The sequence below is a fragment of the Paraburkholderia madseniana genome (assembly GCF_009690905.1).
GTDB classification, from domain to species: Bacteria; Pseudomonadota; Gammaproteobacteria; order Burkholderiales; family Burkholderiaceae; genus Paraburkholderia; species Paraburkholderia madseniana.
Map to the genome: position 1 here is coordinate 1 of NZ_VOSW01000076.1, position 17,920 is coordinate 17,920.

The 17,920-nt window shown below is 62.3% G+C and carries 16 protein-coding genes; 5 read left to right on the forward strand and 11 right to left on the reverse strand.

Translation table 11 applies throughout. The features are described 5' to 3' along the window. Nucleotides 1–87: 87 nt before the first annotated feature. The 8 genes from FSO04_RS31765 to kdsD form a co-directional block, all read right to left on the reverse strand. A complete protein-coding gene (locus FSO04_RS31765; protein WP_074285509.1) occupies nucleotides 88–603 on the reverse strand; it encodes a PTS sugar transporter subunit IIA in 516 nt (171 codons plus the stop codon). Nucleotides 604–909: 306 nt separating this feature from the next. Next, nucleotides 910–1,266 carry a ribosome hibernation-promoting factor, HPF/YfiA family gene (gene hpf / locus FSO04_RS31770; RefSeq protein WP_028199089.1) on the reverse strand — a complete coding sequence of 119 codons (357 nt, stop codon included), beginning with the start codon at nucleotides 1,264–1,266 and terminating at the stop codon, nucleotides 910–912. 170 nt (nucleotides 1,267–1,436) lie between these two features. Then, nucleotides 1,437–2,954 carry an RNA polymerase factor sigma-54 gene (locus FSO04_RS31775; protein WP_154565558.1) on the reverse strand — a complete coding sequence of 506 codons (1,518 nt, stop codon included), beginning with the start codon at nucleotides 2,952–2,954 and terminating at the stop codon, nucleotides 1,437–1,439. Nucleotides 2,955–3,138: 184 nt separating this feature from the next. Beyond that, nucleotides 3,139–3,924, reverse strand: coding sequence for an LPS export ABC transporter ATP-binding protein (gene lptB / locus FSO04_RS31780; protein WP_168435917.1), 786 nt, complete (start codon nucleotides 3,922–3,924; stop codon nucleotides 3,139–3,141). Further along, entirely contained in the window at nucleotides 3,921–4,592 is a 672-nt protein-coding gene (gene lptA / locus FSO04_RS31785; protein ID WP_154565559.1) for a lipopolysaccharide transport periplasmic protein LptA, read from the reverse strand. The genes lptB and lptA overlap by 4 nt, the downstream gene beginning before the upstream one ends. A 20-nt stretch (nucleotides 4,593–4,612) precedes the next feature. Further along, a complete protein-coding gene (lptC, locus tag FSO04_RS31790) occupies nucleotides 4,613–5,221 on the reverse strand; it encodes an LPS export ABC transporter periplasmic protein LptC (protein WP_154565560.1) in 609 nt (202 codons plus the stop codon). Beyond that, on the reverse strand, nucleotides 5,218–5,778 hold the full coding sequence (locus tag FSO04_RS31795; RefSeq protein WP_154565561.1) for a KdsC family phosphatase: 561 nt from the start codon (nucleotides 5,776–5,778) through the stop codon (nucleotides 5,218–5,220). The genes lptC and FSO04_RS31795 overlap by 4 nt, the downstream gene beginning before the upstream one ends. Further along, on the reverse strand, nucleotides 5,778–6,761 hold the full coding sequence (gene kdsD, locus FSO04_RS31800) for an arabinose 5-phosphate isomerase KdsD (RefSeq protein WP_154565562.1): 984 nt from the start codon (nucleotides 6,759–6,761) through the stop codon (nucleotides 5,778–5,780). The genes FSO04_RS31795 and kdsD overlap by 1 nt, the downstream gene beginning before the upstream one ends. A gap of 161 nt (nucleotides 6,762–6,922) precedes the next feature. Here kdsD and FSO04_RS31805 point away from each other — a divergent pair, with 161 nt between their 5' ends. The 5 genes from FSO04_RS31805 (at nucleotide 6,923) to purU (ending at nucleotide 12,179) form a co-directional block, all read left to right on the forward strand. After that, nucleotides 6,923–8,926, forward strand: a complete 2,004-nt coding sequence (locus FSO04_RS31805) for a monovalent cation:proton antiporter family protein (protein WP_154565563.1) — start codon at nucleotides 6,923–6,925, stop codon at nucleotides 8,924–8,926. Between the two features lie 129 nt (nucleotides 8,927–9,055). Further along, nucleotides 9,056–9,622, forward strand: coding sequence for an adenine phosphoribosyltransferase (locus tag FSO04_RS31810; RefSeq protein ID WP_154565564.1), 567 nt, complete (start codon nucleotides 9,056–9,058; stop codon nucleotides 9,620–9,622). A gap of 46 nt (nucleotides 9,623–9,668) precedes the next feature. After that, nucleotides 9,669–10,283 carry a LysE family translocator gene (locus FSO04_RS31815; RefSeq protein ID WP_154565565.1) on the forward strand — a complete coding sequence of 205 codons (615 nt, stop codon included), beginning with the start codon at nucleotides 9,669–9,671 and terminating at the stop codon, nucleotides 10,281–10,283. A gap of 67 nt (nucleotides 10,284–10,350) precedes the next feature. Then, nucleotides 10,351–11,199, forward strand: a complete 849-nt coding sequence (locus FSO04_RS31820; protein ID WP_154565566.1) for an NUDIX hydrolase — start codon at nucleotides 10,351–10,353, stop codon at nucleotides 11,197–11,199. Nucleotides 11,200–11,309: 110 nt separating this feature from the next. Then, nucleotides 11,310–12,179 carry a formyltetrahydrofolate deformylase gene (gene purU / locus FSO04_RS31825; protein ID WP_154565567.1) on the forward strand — a complete coding sequence of 290 codons (870 nt, stop codon included), beginning with the start codon at nucleotides 11,310–11,312 and terminating at the stop codon, nucleotides 12,177–12,179. 95 nt (nucleotides 12,180–12,274) lie between these two features. On the opposite strand, the gene FSO04_RS31830 is transcribed toward purU, so the two are convergent. The 3 genes from FSO04_RS31830 to uvrA form a co-directional block, all read right to left on the reverse strand. Further along, on the reverse strand, nucleotides 12,275–13,510 hold the full coding sequence (locus FSO04_RS31830) for a PepSY-associated TM helix domain-containing protein (protein ID WP_154565568.1): 1,236 nt from the start codon (nucleotides 13,508–13,510) through the stop codon (nucleotides 12,275–12,277). Nucleotides 13,511–13,738: 228 nt separating this feature from the next. Continuing rightward, nucleotides 13,739–14,824 (reverse strand): AI-2E family transporter, encoded by a 1,086-nt coding sequence (locus FSO04_RS31835; protein ID WP_154565569.1) that lies wholly within the window; start codon nucleotides 14,822–14,824, stop codon nucleotides 13,739–13,741. Nucleotides 14,825–14,858: 34 nt separating this feature from the next. Then, nucleotides 14,859–17,732: an excinuclease ABC subunit UvrA gene (uvrA, locus tag FSO04_RS31840; RefSeq protein WP_168435918.1), complete on the reverse strand. Its 2,874-nt coding sequence runs from the start codon at nucleotides 17,730–17,732 to the stop codon at nucleotides 14,859–14,861. Between the last annotated feature and the right edge of the window lie 188 nt (nucleotides 17,733–17,920).

Below are 17,920 nucleotides of genomic sequence, written 5' to 3' on the forward strand. Positions count from 1 at the left end.
CTTCTTTCCCCCCCCCCCCCCTCCCTCCCCCGCCCCGGCGGGCGGGAGGCGGGGTGGAGGGGGGCCGTGGGAACACCCGCCGATGCATCAAGGTTGCCACTGAGTGAGCAGGCGATGCAACGATTCGCGGTCTTCTTCCGTGTGCAGGCGCTCGCGGGCTTCGCGATCGGACAGCAACTGGGCGATTTCCGAGAGAATTTCGAGGTGCTGCTGGGTGGCCTGCTCGGGCACGAGCAGGAAGATCAGCAGCGAGACCGGCTGACCGTCGGGCGATTCGAAGGGGATGGGTTCGGCGAGGCGGACGAATGCGGCGAGCGGCTGCTTCAAGCCTTTGATCCGGCCATGCGGAATCGCGACGCCTTCACCAAGCCCCGTCGATCCGAGGCGCTCACGCGCAAACAGATTGTCAGTGACCGTGCTACGGGCGATGCCGTTCTGGTTCTCGAAGATCAGGCCCGCTTGCTCGAACACGCGCTTCTTGCTGGTGACCGATAGTCCGACGACGACGTTCTCGAGGGGAAGAAATTTGGCTAAACGATTCATGTTGACAGGCGAAAACGTGGCCTGGGTTCTCCTCGCTGGGGCGTTTGAGTGATGTTCCATTCGTTTGAGGCTCACGGCGACGTGCGTTGGAGTCCGAAAGCGCAGGACTCCGGCCGACCGATTTCCGTTTGAGCTAACTCGACCCCGATGGTAACCGGAACATTATAGAACAGGGTAGCCACGGATGGTGCGGCGCGCCATCCATGCATCATGGGTTTCTTCGCAGGATTGATCCGGTCTGCCCGGCTGCCTGAAAAACGCGCCCCGAAACGAAAAACCGCCCGGTCTCGGGCGGTTTGGCTGGGGATACGCAAATGCGGGCGAATGAGGAAAACGAAGGAAAGTAAACAGACCTTCTAATCTTCCTTATTGCGGCGGCACGTCCAGTAGCGGCGCCGGCTGGTACTTGATTGCATCGTGCTGATGGCCTTGCAGGCGATCCTTATGGCGTATCACTTGCCGGTCGAGCTTGTCGATCATCAGATCGATCGCAGCGTAGAGATCGCTGTCACAGCTCTCGACGAAGATATCTTTGCCCTTCAGATGCAGGTTGATTTCAACCTTTTGACGCTTTTCCTTTTCCTTGTGGTTGTCGACCGAGAGGACCACACTGCCGTCGATGACCTGATCAAAATGTCTTAGCACCCTATCCAGTTTGGTGATCACGTATTCGCGCAACGCAGGCGTTACTTCGAGGTGGTGTCCACTGATCTGCAGATTCATAGTGCTTCTCCAAGCTAGAGGCCGCTTGTTCCGCACGATGACGAAGGTCCGGTCGATCTGTCGGCTTGCCTGAGTCGCCCCCCGGTGACTGACTTCTGGCAGGTCGCATCGGCCGGCCTGTCCGCCAACTGCGGAGCGGCCGGTAAATGCCCGTCGCGGGAGGCGGCGGGCTACAGAGACTTGCGCAGGTTGACTGCCGGAATCTTGAGGGCCTCGCGATACTTCGCAACGGTACGCCGTGCGACCACGAAGCCCTGTTCCGCCAGCAGTTCGGCTATGCGGCTGTCTGAAAGAGGAGATTTCGGGTTTTCCGCTCCTATCAGTTGCTTGATGAGCGCGCGAATCGCCGTGGAAGACGCCGCGCCGCCCGTGTCAGTCGAAACGTGTGATCCGAAGAAGTACTTAAATTCAAGCGTCCCGAATGGGGTCAGCATGTATTTACCGGTTGTCACACGGGAGACAGTTGACTCGTGTAGGCCCAGCGTATCAGCAATTTCTCGCAAAACCAAGGGGCGCATGGCAATTTCGCCGTGCACAAAAAAGCTCTTTTGACGCTCGACAATAGCTTGCGCGACCCGGAGGATCGTTTCGAAACGCTGCTGGATATTTTTGATCAGCCAGCGTGCTTCCTGCAGTTGCTGGCGCAACGATCCGCTGCCGGGATCGCCCCGGTTATTGCGCAGAATATTCGCGTACAGATGGTTGATGCGCAGCTTGGGCACCACTTCCGGGTTCAGCTCTGCCTGCCAGCCCTGTGCCGTTTTGCGCACCATGATGTCCGGTACGACGTAGTCCGCTTCCGCCTTGCCGTAAGCGGCGCCGGGAAACGGCTCGAGCGAGCGGATCAACACATGCGCATCGCGTAGATCGTCGTCGTTCGCCTTCAGGTGTTTGCGCAGGCGCGTGAAATCGCGCGCCGCGAGCAGTTCCAGATGATGGGCGACGATGTCGAGCGCAAGCGTGCGCGTAGACGACTGTTCGAGCCGCAGCAATTGCAGCTTGAGGCACTCGGACGCGGAGCGCGCGCCGACCCCTGCCGGGTCGAAGCTATGCAGCAGCGCAAGCGCGGCGTTCATTTCGTCGAGATCGACCTCGAGCTCTTCGGGCAGATCGGTCAGCACTTCCTCGAGCGTGGCGGCGAGATAGCCGTCGTCGTCGAGCGATTCGATCAGGAAGGTGATCAGCGCGCGGTCGCGCTGGCTCGCCTGGGTGACGCGAAGTTGCGCCATCAGGTGATCGCGCAGCGAGGTGCTCGATTCGTGGATTTGCAGCGGCGGCAGATCGTCGTCGTCTGAGGCGTTGCCGGAGCGGCCGTAGTCGCCAAGATCCCATTGCGACGCGTCGCCGTTGTTGTCGCTCGCGAGGCCGTTGTATTCGTCGACACCCTGCGGCTCGCCGTTCTCGGCGCGCTCGCTGCTGCTGGTGGACGAAGACGACGTATTGCCGCCCATCTGGTCGGGCGGTGGGGCGGAATTGGGCGCCTGGGTGATCAGCGAGCCGTCGGCCGCCACGCGCAGGGGACTCGCGATCCAGTCGTCCTCATTCTCGAGGAGCGGATTCTGCGAGATCGCCATTGCGACTTCCTGCTGCAGTTCGAGCGTGGACAGCTGAAGCAGCCGGATGGACTGCTGCAGTTGCGGGGTCAGCGCAAGATGCTGCGATAGGCGGAGTTGGAGGCTGGCTTTCATGGCAAGTTGAGATTCATTGTAGAGAGTTTGCCACGACCGCGATACATTGCGACACTCGCAATTACGCGTGCGCCCGTTTCGGCGGCGCTGGGCGCGGGACAGCCCAGGTCAAAAATGCTGATGTGCGGATGCCGCAAAGGGTCCGGCGGATGCATGCTCGCACCGCCGGCAATCCTTTGTGCACTTACATGCGGAAGTGCTCGCCCAGATAGACGCGCCGCACGCTTTCGTTTTCGATGATGTCGCTCGGCGCACCGGCGGCCAGCACGCTGCCGTCGCTGATGATGTAGGCGTGATCACAGATGCCGAGGGTTTCGCGCACGTTGTGGTCGGTGATCAGCACGCCGATATTGCGCTGCTTCAGAAACTTGACGATCTTCTGGATTTCCAGCACCGCGATCGGATCGACGCCCGCGAACGGTTCGTCGAGCAGAATAAAGCTCGGATTGGTGGCCAGCGCACGGGCAATTTCAACCCGCCGGCGCTCGCCACCCGACAGCGACAGCGCCGGATTTTCACGCAGGTGAGCGATCTGCAGTTCGTCGAGCAAGGCTTCAGTGCGGTTCGTGATCGTGTCCTTGCTGAGCCGCTTGCCGTTGTCTTCGACCTGCAATTCCAGCACCGCGCGAATGTTTTCCTCGACGCTGAGCTTGCGGAACACCGACGCTTCCTGCGGCAGATACGACAAGCCCAATGACGCACGCTTGTGAATCGGCAGCAAGCTGATCGACTTGCCGTCCAGGTCGATTTCACCCGCATCGAGCGGCACGAGGCCGACGATCATATAGAACGAGGTGGTCTTGCCGGCGCCGTTGGGGCCGAGCAGGCCGACCACTTCGCCGCTTTTCACGTCGAGCGAGACGTCTTTGACGACCGTGCGTGAGCCGTAGCGCTTCTTCAGGTTGCGGACCGCCAGCGAACTGCTGGTGCCGGCCGGTTTGCGATTCGGGAGGGACGCGGAGGAACTCACTGGTTCGGTGCTCCCTGGATCGTGGTGGACGGCGCGAGCGTGGCCGACGCGCCGTTCAAGGGCGCTGCGCCGCCATTGCGTGGCGCCAGCATGGCGCGCACGCGGCCGGTCGGGTTGCCCGGGCCGGCGACGTCCTTACCCGCCTTCGCGGTGTAGAAGTCGCTCTGGCCGTCATAGGTAATGACGCTGCCGTGCACCTGGTCCATCACCGTCGAGAGGCCTTGCAGGCGCTTGACGGTGGCGTTGGTGGTGAGCGTGGTCAGATCCTGCTTGCCGTCGTAGTCGATCCGGATGGCCGTGCCTTCGATGTATTCATCGAGGCCTTCGCGCTTCTGGCGGAAATACGACAGATTGCCGCCGCTCGACGTGCCGGTGGCGTACTGGTAGCCCTGCGGATCTTGCGTCACTTCGACCCGATCGGCCCTGATCACGATCGTGCCTTTGGTGGCGACCACGTGGCCGGTGAAGATATTGACCTGTTTGAGGTCGTCGTAAGTCATATTGTCCGCTTCGACGTTCAGCGGCTTGTCCTTGTCGGCGCGGTCGGCGTGCGCAAGCGGCGCGAAGCCGGCAAGCGGCAGCGCGACAATCAGCGCAGCGAGTCCGGCGCGGCACGCGGACAGGGTGCGCGAGCGGCCGGTATCAAAACGGGGGAACGATTCGTTCATGCAGTCACGCCTGGAATGGATTACCCGGGTTGCTTGGGCGAGCTGACGGAGCCTTCGGACGCGGCAATCGCGCCCTTCACATTGCCGAACAGCTGCATCACCCGGGTGACGTTGTTGTAGTTCATGCCGCTGGCAGTCATCACAGACATGCCGCGCTGAAGTTTAACCGGCTTTTCGGTCTCGATCACATCGTCGTTGACCAGCACCCTAAAATGCTGCGAATCTGCCTGCATCTGCGGATCGCCGTTGCCGGCGGCCCGCACGATGCGCGCGTTGTCGTACAGATCGACGATCGAGGCGTCACCGTTCACCTTGCCAGTGTCGCCGGTCGCGGTGACGATCGGCTTGCCGGGCTGGAAGGCGCGCATGGCCGGCTTGACCAGGTCGCTCAGCTCGTCATCCTCGTAATGAATCAGGGACTGTGCGGTCAGGCGGTATTGCGTCGAGCCCGATTGATCAAGTTCGGAAACCGAGAATTTGTCCGCGAAGTAGTCGGGCGTGTGCTCCTTGGGGCGCGCCACGCCTTCGTTCTGCCGCGGCAGCGTGGCTTGCAGCAGCCACCATGTAATGCCGGCGAGGGCGGCCATCGCGACGAGCGGAATCAGTGAGGTCCAGCGAAACCGATTCATCCGACGAGGCCTCGCTGTTCGCCGCTACAGGCTGCCGCGAGCAGCGCCTCATATTTGTGCTGCGCGCGCAGCAGGGTGTCGCAGACTTCGCGCGCCGCGCCGTGGCCGCCACGCGCCTCGCTGACCCAATGGGCACGCGCAATCACTTCAGGATGCGAATTGGCCGGCGCCGCCGCGAAGCCGACCTTCAGCATCACGCCGAGATCGACCCAGTCGTCGCCCATATAGCCGCATTCTTCCGCCGTCATGCCGGTTTGCTTGAGCAGGTCGGCGAACGCCTGGGGTTTGTCTTGCACGCCCTGATAGACGTGGGCGATGTTCATTTCCTTCGCCCGCACCGCGACGATGCCCGACTTGCGCCCGGTGATGATCGCCGTTTCGATGCCGGCCTGGCGCAGCAGCTTCATGCCGTGGCCGTCCATCGAGTTGAAGCCCTTCATCGTGTCGCCTTCCGCCGTAAACAACAGGCCGCCGTCGGTCAGCACGCCGTCGACGTCGAAAATCATCAGCTTGACGCGGCTTGCGCGTTCAGTGGCGGTAAGGGGGGCGACGGGCATCAGATCACCTTCTTCGAGAACAGGTCGTGCATGTTGAGTGCGCCGATCAGCTTGCCTGCTTCGTCGACGACCAGCATCTGATTGATGCGGTGGCGCTCCATCAGTTCCACGGCTTCGACAGCAAGGTGATCCGGACCAATGGTGCGCGGGCCGGCGGTCATGACCGAGGCAATCGACAGTTCGCGGAAATCGCCGTCGCGTTCGAGCACGCGGCGCAGGTCGCCGTCGGTGAAGATGCCGGTTACGTGATCGTTGTGATCGACGATCGCCGTCATGCCCATGCGTTTGGCGGTCAACTGGAACAATGCGTCGCGCACGGTCGCGTCAGGCGTCACCTTCGGCACCTGGTCGTCGGTGCGCATCACGTCGCGCACATAAGTCAGCAGGCGCCGGCCGAGCGCGCCGCCCGGATGCGAGCGGGCGAAGTCGTCCGCGCCAAAGCCGCGCGCGTCCAGCACCGCGACCGCGAGCGCATCGCCGAGCGCGAGCGCGGCGGTGGTGCTGGCGGTGGGCGCAAGATTCATCGGACAGGCTTCTTTTGACACGCCAGAATTCAGATGCACGTCGGCCAGTTGTGCGAGACTCGACGACGGACGGCCCGTCATCGCAATCAGCTTCGCACCGAGCCGCTTGATGAGCGGCAGGATCGCCACGAGTTCTTCAGTTTCGCCGGAATTGGACAGCGCGAGGAACACGTCGTCTGCCGTCACCATGCCGAGGTCGCCATGACTCGCTTCCGCCGGGTGAACGAAGAACGCCGGTGTGCCGGTGCTGGCGAGCGTGGCCGCGAGCTTGCGAGCCACGTGGCCGGATTTGCCGATGCCGGAAACGACAACGCGTCCACGGCAACCCAGGATGAAGTCGACCGCCCCGACGAAACCATCGTCGAGTTGATCGCGAAGCGCGCGCACGGCGTCCGCTTCGATGTCGAGCACGTCGCGAGCGAGCGCGAGTGCCCGGTCGCCATTGATTTTCGCTATCATTCGCGGAGTATAGCAAAGGCGCTTGTTCGCCGCGCCGGGCCTGCTGTGCCAAGCCGCTGTCTTTATTGCTGCCTTTACCGGCCCCTCAACCTTGTCGCACGGCGTTTCTCGTGCGCGGTTCCGCTGACGAACGAGGACGCTTTACCGATGCGTTTTAGCCGATGATTTCCCCCCTCGAAATGACGCTGTTCCTGCTGCTGGCATCAGTGGCCGGAGTGGTGACTTTTCGCTTTCTGAATCTTCCGCCGATGCTCGGCTATCTGACGGTCGGCATCGTCGTTGGGCCGCACGCGTTCGGTTTGATTCCGGATTCGGCGGGCGCGCAGAATCTCGCCGAGTTCGGCGTCGTGTTCCTGATGTTTTCGATCGGGCTGGAGTTTTCGCTTTCCAAACTGCGCTCGATGCGCCGACTCGTGTTCGGCTTAGGCCTGTTGCAGGTGATCGGCACGATTGCCGTGGCGGTCACGCTCGGCTTCGTGCTGGAGCGCTGGGTGCATATCACGTGGCAGGCGAGCGTGGCGCTGGGCGGCGCGCTGGCAATGTCGTCGACGGCGATCGTCAGCAAGATGCTGGCCGAGCGGCTCGAGATCGAAACCGAGCACGGCCGCAACATCTTCGGTGTGCTGCTGTTCCAGGATCTGGCGGTGGTGCCGCTGTTGATCGTGATCGCGGCGCTGGGCGGCGATTCGAAAGATCTCGTCAGCGCGCTCGGGGTGGCCGCCATCAAGATCGTTGTGGCGTTGGCGCTATTGTTAATAGTGGGTCAGCGCTTCATGACGCGCTGGTTCAACGTGGTCGCGCGGCGCCGTTCGCAGGAACTGTTCATTCTCAACCTGCTGCTGGTGACGCTCGGCGCGGCGTTCATCACGGACAAGTTCGGCCTGTCGCTCGCGCTCGGCGCGTTCATCGCCGGCATGTTGATCGCCGAAACGCCTTACCGGCATCAGGTGGAAGAGGACATCAAGCCGTTTCGCGACGTGCTGCTGGGCCTCTTCTTCGTCACGACCGGCATGCTGCTGAATCCGCGTGTGATCTGGGAGCATCCGTTCATCGTGCTCGGCTTCCTGGTCGGCCCGATCCTGCTGAAGGCGGTGATGGTGACCGGGCTCTCGCGCCTCTTCGGTGCGTCGCCGGGTGTCGCGATGCGCACCGGTATCGGCCTTGCGCAAGCCGGCGAGTTCGGCTTCGTGCTGCTGAACCTGATTCTCGACAAGCATCTTGTCGACGCCACCCTGCTGCAGGCGATTCTCGCGGCGATGCTGCTGTCGATGCTGGCCGCGCCCTTCATGATCCAGAACGCCGATCGAATCGTGCTGCGGCTGTCGTCGACTGAATGGATGATGCAGTCCTTGCAGATGACGCGCATTGCAACGCAGAGCCTGAAGCAAAGCGGTCACGTGATCATTTGCGGCTACGGCCGGGCCGGGCAGAATCTGGCGCGCATGCTGGAGCATGAAGGTCTGTCGTATGTCGCGTTGGACCTGGACCCCGATCGCGTGCAGGCCGCGGCGGCAGCAGGTGAGTCTGTGGTGTTCGGCGATGCGGGGCGGCGCGAATCGCTGCTTGCCGCCGGTATCCATCGCGCCGCGGCGATCGCGATTACCTACGCGAACACGCCGTCGGCATTGCGCGTGTTACACAATATTCACGAGCTGGAGCCCACGCTGCCGGTGATCGTTCGTACCGTCGACGATGCCGATCTGGAAAAGCTGCTGGCCGCCGGCGCGACCGAGGTGATTCCGGAAATCGTCGAGGGCAGTCTGATGCTGGCCTCGCACACGCTGGTGCTGATGGGCGTGCCGATGCGGCGCGTGGTGCGGCGGGTCGAGGAAATGCGCGACGAGCGCTACGCGCTGCTGCGCGGCTATTTCCACGGCGCGGACGACATGGAAGACGACGACGGCCACGAACAGGTGCGGCTACAATCGGTCCCGGTCGACGAAAACTCGGACGCGGTGGGCCGAACGCTGGCGGAATTGGGCCTGTTCGATCTGGGCGTCGAGGTGACGGCGATTCGCAGGCACGGCATTCGTGGCGTCGAGCCGGACCCGTCCACCAAGCTGCGCGCGAGCGACATCGTGGTGTTGCGCGGTCTGCCCGAACAGTTGGCCGAAGCCGAAGAGCTGCTCTCGAAGCACCGCCGCGCAGGTGCCGCTGCGGCTTAGCAATAACGGTGCGACCGGCGTGGCGTTGCTTGGAGTGGTTTCGCCAGACCGGTGTTGCGGGCCGCGCCTAAGCCGGCCGCACCTGATTTAGCCTTTCATCGGACCCACCGAGGTCCATCCGGAGACATCATGTCCAACGCGCTCGCGAGCGCGCCGCTCGCTGCGGCCGACTACATCAAAAGCCACATCCGCACGGTGCCCGACTGGCCACAGCCGGGCGTGCAGTTTCGCGATATCACGCCGCTCCTGCAGGAGCCGAAGTCGCTGCGCGTGCTGATCGATCTGTTCGTCCAGCGCTATATCGACGCGAAGCTCGACTACATCGCCGGGCTGGACGCGCGCGGCTTCATCATCGGGCCGATTCTGGCTTACGAGCTGAACCTCGGCTTCATTCCGATCCGCAAGCAGGGCAAGCTGCCGTACAAGCGGGTCGCGCAATCCTATGAACTCGAATACGGCACCGCGACCGTCGAGATTCACGAGGACGCCTGCAAGCCGGGCGACCGCGTCGTGATCATCGACGATCTGATCGCCACCGGCGGCACGATGATGGCCGGCAAGATTCTGCTTGAGCGGCTCGGCGCGGTGGTGATCGAAGGGGCGGCGATTATCGATCTGCCTGACCTCGGCGGCTCGGCCTTGCTGCGTAAAGCGGGCCTGCCGCTCTATACGGTGACTGAATTCGGCGGCCATTGAGCGCTGGATGCCAACTTCTTCCTGCATACAACAAAGGTAAGAAAAGATGCCCAACTTCCTGTTGTTCCTCGCAACCTCGATCGCTATCACGATGGCGCCCGGCCCCGACAATCTGCAAGTGCTCGCGCGTGGCATCTCACAAGGCCGCGCGGCGGGACTCGTCGCCGCGCTCGGCTTTGCCGCCGGCATCACGTTTCACACCACGTTGGCCGCGCTTGGCGTGGCCGCGTTGCTGCGTTCGTCGCCGGTTGCGTTTGAAGTGATCAAGCTGGCCGGCGCCGCCTATCTGATCTGGATCGGCATCAAGGCGTTGCGCAGCCAGGGCCTCGCCACAGCGCACGAGCGCGCGCCGCAACCGTTGAACGCGGTGTTTCGCCAGAGCGTGCTCGGCAATCTGCTGAATCCGAAGGTGACGCTGTTCTTCGTCGTGTTCCTGCCGCAATTCGTGCAGCCGCGCGGCACGCAAAGCGTCACGGTGCAGATGCTCGAACTCGGCGTGTTGTTCATGTTGCAGACCGTGGTGGTGTTTTCGCTGTTCGGCGTGTGTGCGGGGATGATCGGCGGCTGGCTGAAGCGCCGGCCGCGCGTGGGCGTGTGGCTTGATCGGCTTGCTGGTGCGACGTTCATCGCGATTGGGATTCGCGTTGCCTTGCGTGATTGACGCGATTGAAGCTGCTGCCCCGGCTGACACCAACCGAACGCGGCAGAAGACCAGTTTGGAGCTTTGAATGACTTTGCCTTGCATCACCGCCGCGCGCCACTTCGACATAGACGCGCATCTGCCGTTCTGGATCGACGCCGAGCAGGTCGGCTGGATTCGCTCGACCGATGTTCCGTTGCTCGCGCGCTGGCCCGATGTGTTTGAAATCGACAGTACGCGCGTCACGCTCGCACCTGTGTTCAATACCGTCGATCTGCGCAGCGCAGCGCTCGGTTCCGTGATCGGTGCACTTGCCGCCGATGGCCGCATTCCCGGCTGGCGCAACGAGACTTACGCGATTCGCAATGCGTTCGATGCGCCGCCGCTCGCCTACATCGAACGCGCGGCGTCGCGCTTCTTCGGCACGATGACCTACGCGGTGCATCTGAACGGCGTCGTAGAATACGCGGATGGCGCCCCGCAATTGTGGATCGCGCGCCGCAGCGACACCAAGGCCACCGACCCAGGCATGCTCGACAATGTCGTCGCTGGCGGGATCGGCTGGGGCTTCGGCATCGAGGCGACGATCATCAAGGAATGCTGGGAAGAAGCTGGCATTCCCGAGGAGATCGCCGCGCGCGCCACGGCCGGGCGCACCGCGCATGTGCTGCAATCGTTGCCGGAAGGCACGCAGGCCGAACAGATTTTTATCTACGACCTGGCGCTGCCGGCCGATTTCGCGCCGCGCAATCAAGATGGCGAAGTGGGCGAACACCGGCTCGCGCGCATCGACGAAGTGGCGCGCTGGATCGAAGAAGGCGCGATGACCGTGGATGCGAGTCTCGCCACGCTGGATTGCCTGCTGCGCCGCCGCTGGATCGATGAAGACGCGTGTCCGGGCATCGAGACGCTGTTCGCGCCACCGGTGCTTGCGTAAGCGCTAGTTGGGCGCGGGTACGGCGGGCAAGCCAGGTCACGCTGTAGCACGCTGCATCGAATAAGACACACCGAACAAACCACGCACTGAAGAAGGGAGTCACCCAGGTCATGTCGACCGATCACAGCTTTATCCTCAAACTGTCGTGCGCCGACCGGCCCGGCATCGTCCACGCGGTTTCGGGCTTTCTGTTCGAACGTGGCAGCAATATTCTCGACTCCGCACAGTTCGGCGACAGCCGCACCGGCGAGTTCTTCATGCGTGTGCATTTCCAGCAGGTCGGTGGCGATCCGGGCCAGGACGTGTTGCGTACGTCGTTCGCCACGCTCGCTGAGCAGTTCGGTATGCGCTGGGAATTGCACGATGCGTCGGTGAAGCCGCGCGTCATCATCATGGTGTCGAAGATCGGCCATTGCCTGAACGACCTGCTGTTCCGCTATCGCACCGGTCAATTGGGTATCGAGATTCCGGCGATCATCTCGAACCACAAGGAGTTCTATCAACTTGCGGCCAGCTACGACATCCCGTTCCATCACTTCCCGCTGATGGGCGGCACACCCGACGCGAAGGCCGCGCAGGAAGCGCGCGTCCTCGAAGTGATCGACGAGCATCAAGCCGATCTGGTGGTGCTCGCGCGCTACATGCAGATTCTGTCGCCGCAACTGTGCGAATCGCTCGCCGGCCGCGCGATCAATATTCACCATTCGTTCCTGCCGAGCTTCAAGGGTGCGAAGCCGTATTACCAGGCGTTTGACCGCGGTGTGAAGCTGATCGGTGCAACGGCTCACTACGTGACGACGGATCTCGACGAAGGTCCGATCATCGAGCAGGGCGTGGAGCGTGTCGACCACAGCATGACGCCGGAGCAACTGACGGCGATCGGCCGCGACGTCGAATGCGTGACGCTTGCGCGCGCGGTGAAGTGGCACGTCGAGCATCGCGTCGTGTTGAACGGCAGCAAGACGGTGGTGTTTCGTTAAGCGTAGTTAATGCGCTTGCAGTGGGGCGGCCAAACCGTGGCCGCATCACCCCGCTGCAAGCTTGCGCCGAATGAGTCGGGCGCGCCCTCTTCAGATCAGGGCTGCATTGCGGTGCCACCCGCATCCCGCGCGTCCAGCGCGAGCCGAGCGTTTTGTGCCGAACGGCGGCGCGCATTCAGTTTCTTTAGCCAGATCAGCAGTCCCGTTGCGCTCAGCACCGCGACCGCAATCCCCACCGCGCTAATCAGAATCCGCCCGCCGAGACCGAGAATGCGTCCCGAGTGCAGCGGGAATTGCACCTGCATGAAGATGTCGCCCGCCGTGCCCTTGCCGGGGATCTGCGCGCCGAGCAGTTTGCCGGTGGCCGCGTCCCAATACATCCACGGATTGCCGAGGCCGATGTCGCCGTGATCGTCGCCGCTTGCGTAGAAGCCGACGCCGTAGGCGTGCAGGAATTCCGCGTAGTAGACGCCGCCAGGTGGCACCTTCAGGTTCTGCGCCTTACCGGCTTGCTCGGCTAGTTGCACGATGCGCTCGCGGCTCAGTACCTGGTCGCCTGGCTGCGGCGCACGCAGAATTTCCGGGTTGTTGATCGGATCCGGCGTGAGCTTTGAGACTAGCGACACGACTGGCCGAACCACGGGCCCGGCGAGATTCATCGATACGGACGTTAGCGCGACGATCACCAGCAAGCCCCAGATCCACACGCCGCCCGAGCGATGCAGATCGAAGGTGAGCGCATAGCCGCCGCGCCCGAGACGAAATGCGAACGACTTGCGCCATGCCTTGAGGCTCGGAAACGATAGCCAAAGGGCGACCACGCTGTCGAACAGCCACACGATCCCAACGATGCCCATTAGCCACGTGCCGATATCGACGCCGCCGGTGAACGGCAATTGCAGCGTGTAGTGCAGCTTGTAGATGAACGGAATCAGATTGAGCCGCGCGAGTGAAACGGCGCCCCACTCGCGCCGCCCCTGGATGTCGCCGGTGGCGGGGTCGACGGCAATCTGGTTGAAGTCGAGCGGGTAGGGCTGCTTCGTCGCGGGGTCGGTGCGCGGCAGCACCATCATCTGCAGCGTGTGGCCGGGTTCAGCGTCGAGCGGCAGATACGTCACCTGCAGGCGCGGATCGGCCGCTTCGACGCGGCGGGCCAACTCGAGTCCCAGTAGCGCCGGGCCGGCGGTGCGCGCTTTGAAGAACGACGGGTTCAGCGCCGCATCGAGTTCGTGATCCCACTCGATGATCGCGCCGGTCAGGCCGGCGACGAACAGAAACAGCGCAATGGCGACACCGAACCAGCGGTGCAGGCGGACGAGTTGCCGCCTCATGGGCGAGCCGGCGGAATGGAAAATGAGGGGAAACGGCGAATCACGGTGTCGAAATGTAAATGGGAATTGTTCGCATCTTATGTGAAGCGAGTGGCCTGCCGCAAGTTTTTAGTAAGCGATTGGCGCCGCGTGGATCTGACCACCTGAACACCGTCGACGCAAAAAAAACGGCACCGAAGTGCCGCTTTTCGCTCGTCCGCTAAGCCCGGATCGCAGTCTGGTTGACGCTCACACCAGCCGCAGATAAATCAATTCCCGCTTGATATACGCATAGAAGATCGGCGCCGCAACCACGCCGGGGATGCCGAACGCGGCTTCCATCACGAGCATTGCGATCAGCAGTTCCCAGGCGCGCGCCTCGATCTGACCACCAACGATGCGCGCGTTCAGGAAGTACTCCAGCTTGTGGATCAGGATCAGGAATACCAACGACATGATCGCCGCCGGAAAGCTCACCGAGAGTGCCACCGCGACGATGATCGTGTTCGAAATCAGATTGCCGATCACGGGCAGCAAGCCGACGATAAACGTCACCAGCACCAGCGTTTTGGAAAGCGGCAGCGTGTCGTGAAAGATCGGCAGGACCACCAGCAGAAAGATGCCGGTGAAGACCGCATTGATCGCGGAAATCTTCACCTGAGCAAATACGATGCGGCGGAAGGCGTCGGCGAAACGTGTCACGCGCGTGACGAACGCTGTGGACAGCGGCAGCCGTTGCATATGCTTCTGCGCCCCGACCGCGATGATCGCGCCGATGATCATGCCGATCAGAATGTGCGTGAAGCCGCGCGCCGCGGTCTTACCGCTTTGCTGCAGCATGTTCGCATGCGTCTGCATCAGCTCGGCAGCCTTGGTCTTCATCTGGTCTGTATCGACCGGCAGATAGTTGGCGACGAATTGCGGAATCCGGCCGCGCGCCTGGTCGATCAACTGCATCGCCTGGTCGAGCAGTTTCTGCACGCTCGGCACGTCGCTCTCGAAATGTTCGATGATGCCGAGCGTCAACCCCGTCAGTGCACCGACTATCACTGTCGAGAGGATCACCACCGCGAGCCAGCGCGCGCGCTGACTCGACATATGCCGTTCGATGCGCGGCGCGATGGTGTGCACGAGTTGAAACACGAGCAGCCCGGCCAGCAAGGCGCCGAGCAGCTTCAGTTCGATGATCGCCCACATTCCGATCAGCATCAGCACATAACTGCCGATTTCGACCGCCGACAGCTTCGGCAGGCTCATGTCGCTAGTCAGCCTGACCGGGCGTGGGCGGAGGTCCTGCACTTGCCCGTCGTCGCTCGCCTGATTCCGCTTGGCCATGGCTTATTCCGTCTCCAACCCGTGTTGTGCAGCGTTACTTTCTACTGGCAATGCGTTTCAGCAGAGGCGCCAGATACTTACCGGTAAAACTTGCCTTCGACTTGGCAACCTGCTCCGGCGTGCCTTGCGCAATGATCTGACCGCCGCCGGCTCCGCCTTCGGGGCCGAGATCGATGACCCAGTCGGCAGTTTTTATTACATCGAGATTATGCTCGATGATCACGACAGTATTACCCTGGTCTCGCAAACGATGAATGACTTCCAGCAGCAATGCGATGTCGTGAAAGTGCAGACCGGTGGTCGGCTCGTCCAGGATGTATAGCGTGCGACCGGTGTCGCGCTTGCTCAGTTCCAACGAAAGTTTGACGCGCTGTGCCTCGCCGCCCGACAGGGTGGTGGCCGACTGGCCTAGCCGGATATAGCCGAGACCCACGTCTAGCAAGGTTTTCAGCTTGCGTGCCACGACCGGCACCGGCTTGAAGAACTCGTAGGCGTTCTCCACCGTCATGTCGAGGACTTCGCTGATGTTCTTGCCTTTGTATTGGACGTCCAGTGTTTCGCGGTTGTAGCGCTTGCCGTGACAGACGTCGCAGGGAACGTAGACGTCCGGCAGAAAGTGCATCTCCACCTTCAGCACGCCGTCGCCCTGGCAGGATTCGCAGCGGCCGCCCTTCACGTTGAACGAGAAGCGGCCCGCTTCGTAGCCGCGTTCTTTCGCCGCAGGCACGCCCGAAAACAACTCGCGGATCGGCGTGAACAGGCCCGTGTAAGTGGCCGGATTCGAGCGCGGCGTGCGGCCGATCGGCGACTGGTCGACGTTGATGACCTTGTCGAAATGCTCCAGACCTTCGATCGACTCGTACGGCGCCGGCTCGGTGGACGAGCCATACAGGTGATGCGCGACCGCGTGATACAGCGTGTCGTTAATCAGCGTGGACTTGCCCGAACCCGACACGCCGGTCACACAGGTCAGCAGGCCGACCGGCAGATCGAGCGAGACGTGCTGCAGATTATTGCCGTACGCCTCGACGATGCGCAGACGGCGTTCGTCCGGTTCCTTGCGCTCGTCCGGGAATTCGATGTTGCGGGCACCGGACATGTACTGCCCGGTCATCGAAGCCGCGTTCGCCTCGACCTGCTTGGGCGTGCCTTCGGCGATCACCATGCCGCCGTGCTCGCCCGCGCCAGGCCCCATGTCGACCACGTAGTCGGCCATGCGGATCATGTCTTCGTCGTGCTCGACGACGATCACCGAGTTGCCCAGGTCTCGCAAATGCTTGAGCGTGGCGATCAGCCGATCGTTGTCGCGCTGATGCAGACCGATCGACGGCTCGTCCAGCACGTACATCACGCCGGTCAAACCCGAACCGATCTGCGAGGCGAGGCGAATCCGCTGCGCTTCACCGCCCGACAGCGTTTCCGCGCTGCGTTCCAGCGACAGGTAGTCGAGCCCGACGTTATTCAGGAACATCAGGCGCGCGACGATTTCCTTGACGACCTTGTCAGCGATCTCGCGCTTTGAACCTTCGAGCCGCAGCGTCTGGAAATAGCCGAGCGCGTCGCGCAACGGCCAGCCGCTGATTTCGAAGATGCCGCGCGCGTCGCTGTTCGAGCCGATCCGCACGAAGCGGGCTTCCCGACGCAGCCGCGTGCCGGCGCAAGCGGGGCAGGGCTGGTTGTTCTGATACTTGGCGAGCTCTTCGCGCACCGCGACCGAATCGGTCTCGCGGTAACGCCGCTCCAGGTTCGGGATGATGCCTTCGAACACATGCTCGCGCACGGAAGTGCGGCCGCGTTCGTTGATGTACGAGAACGGAATCTCCTGCTTGCCCGAACCGAACAGCAGAATCTTGCGGACTTTCTCCGGCAGGTCTTCGACGGCCGTGTCGATGTCGAACTCGTAGAACGCCGCGAGACTTTGCAGCATCTGGAAGTAAAACTGGTTACGCCGGTCCCAGCCCTTCACCGCGCCCGCCGCCAGCGACAGCGACGGATGCGCGACAACCCGCTTCGGATCGAAGAAGGTGATCTGGCCGAGGCCGTCGCACTCCGGGCACGCACCCATCGGGTTGTTGAACGAGAAGAGGCGTGGCTCCAGTTCTTGCAGCGAATACGAGCAGATCGGGCAGGCGAACTTCGAGCTGAACAGATGCTCCTTGTCCGTATCCATTTCCAGCGCGATCGCGCGGCCGTCGGCGAGACGCAGCGCCGTTTCGAACGATTCGGCGAGGCGCTGCTTCATATCGCCGCGCACTTTCAACCGGTCGACGACCACGTCGATCGTGTGCTTGTCGTTTTTTTTGAGCTTCGGCAGCGAGTCGACTTCATAGATCTTCGCGACGCCTTCGTTGGCCGTGCCGCCGCCCGAGCGGACGCGAAAACGGATGAAGCCCTGCGCCTGCATCTCTTCGAAAAGCTCGACGTGCTCGCCTTTGCGGTTCGCCACCACCGGCGCGAGGATCATCAGCTTGGTCTCTTCCGGCAGGGCGAGCGCCGCGTCGACCATCTGCGAGACGCTTTGCGCTTCCAGCGGAATTTCGTGGTCCGGACAGTACGGCGTGCCGACCCGTGCGAACAATAGCCGCAGATAGTCGTGAATTTCGGTGACGGTGCCAACCGTGGAACGCGGATTGTGCGAGGTCGCCTTCTGTTCGATCGAGATCGCCGGCGACAGGCCTTCGATCAGATCGACGTCTGGCTTTTCCATCAATTGCAGGAACTGGCGGGCGTAGGCGGAGAGACTTTCGACGTAGCGCCGCTGTCCTTCCGCGTAGAGCGTGTCGAACGCCAGCGACGATTTACCCGAGCCGGATAGGCCCGTAATCACGACGAGCTTGTGACGTGGGAGGTCGAGATTGACGTTCTTCAGGTTGTGGGTGCGAGCCCCACGGATACGGATTTGTTCCACGCGTTATTCCAAGACTTGGCCCGTGACCTGGCGGAAAGAGGAGGAGGCTAAACCTGCTACTATAACGACTTTTCAAGACCGCCGTTACGGCTTCCTGACAGCCCGAACAAGGTGCAAGGCAAGCTGTAAGGCTGCGGTCCAGCGCCGCGGGAAAGAGGTCTAACTGGGGCCCTTTTTCGCGAGTACAA

Coding starts and splice junctions, on each gene's coding strand:
- lptA (WP_154565559.1), bottom strand. CDS start 4,592: ATGAACGAATCGTTCCCCCGTTTTGATACCGGCCGCTCGCGCACCCTG.
- FSO04_RS31835 (WP_154565569.1), bottom strand. CDS start 14,824: ATGGCCAAGCGGAATCAGGCGAGCGACGACGGGCAAGTGCAGGACCTC.
- purU (WP_154565567.1), top strand. CDS start 11,310: ATGTCGACCGATCACAGCTTTATCCTCAAACTGTCGTGCGCCGACCGG.
- FSO04_RS31775 (WP_154565558.1), bottom strand. CDS start 2,954: ATGAAAGCCAGCCTCCAACTCCGCCTATCGCAGCATCTTGCGCTGACC.
- FSO04_RS31830 (WP_154565568.1), bottom strand. CDS start 13,510: ATGAGGCGGCAACTCGTCCGCCTGCACCGCTGGTTCGGTGTCGCCATT.
- FSO04_RS31815 (WP_154565565.1), top strand. CDS start 9,669: ATGCCCAACTTCCTGTTGTTCCTCGCAACCTCGATCGCTATCACGATG.
- kdsD (WP_154565562.1), bottom strand. CDS start 6,761: ATGATAGCGAAAATCAATGGCGACCGGGCACTCGCGCTCGCTCGCGAC.
- hpf (WP_028199089.1), bottom strand. CDS start 1,266: ATGAATCTGCAGATCAGTGGACACCACCTCGAAGTAACGCCTGCGTTG.
- lptC (WP_154565560.1), bottom strand. CDS start 5,221: ATGAATCGGTTTCGCTGGACCTCACTGATTCCGCTCGTCGCGATGGCC.
- FSO04_RS31765 (WP_074285509.1), bottom strand. CDS start 603: ATGGAACATCACTCAAACGCCCCAGCGAGGAGAACCCAGGCCACGTTT.
- FSO04_RS31795 (WP_154565561.1), bottom strand. CDS start 5,778: ATGCCCGTCGCCCCCCTTACCGCCACTGAACGCGCAAGCCGCGTCAAG.
- FSO04_RS31820 (WP_154565566.1), top strand. CDS start 10,351: ATGACTTTGCCTTGCATCACCGCCGCGCGCCACTTCGACATAGACGCG.
- FSO04_RS31810 (WP_154565564.1), top strand. CDS start 9,056: ATGTCCAACGCGCTCGCGAGCGCGCCGCTCGCTGCGGCCGACTACATC.
- FSO04_RS31805 (WP_154565563.1), top strand. CDS start 6,923: ATGATTTCCCCCCTCGAAATGACGCTGTTCCTGCTGCTGGCATCAGTG.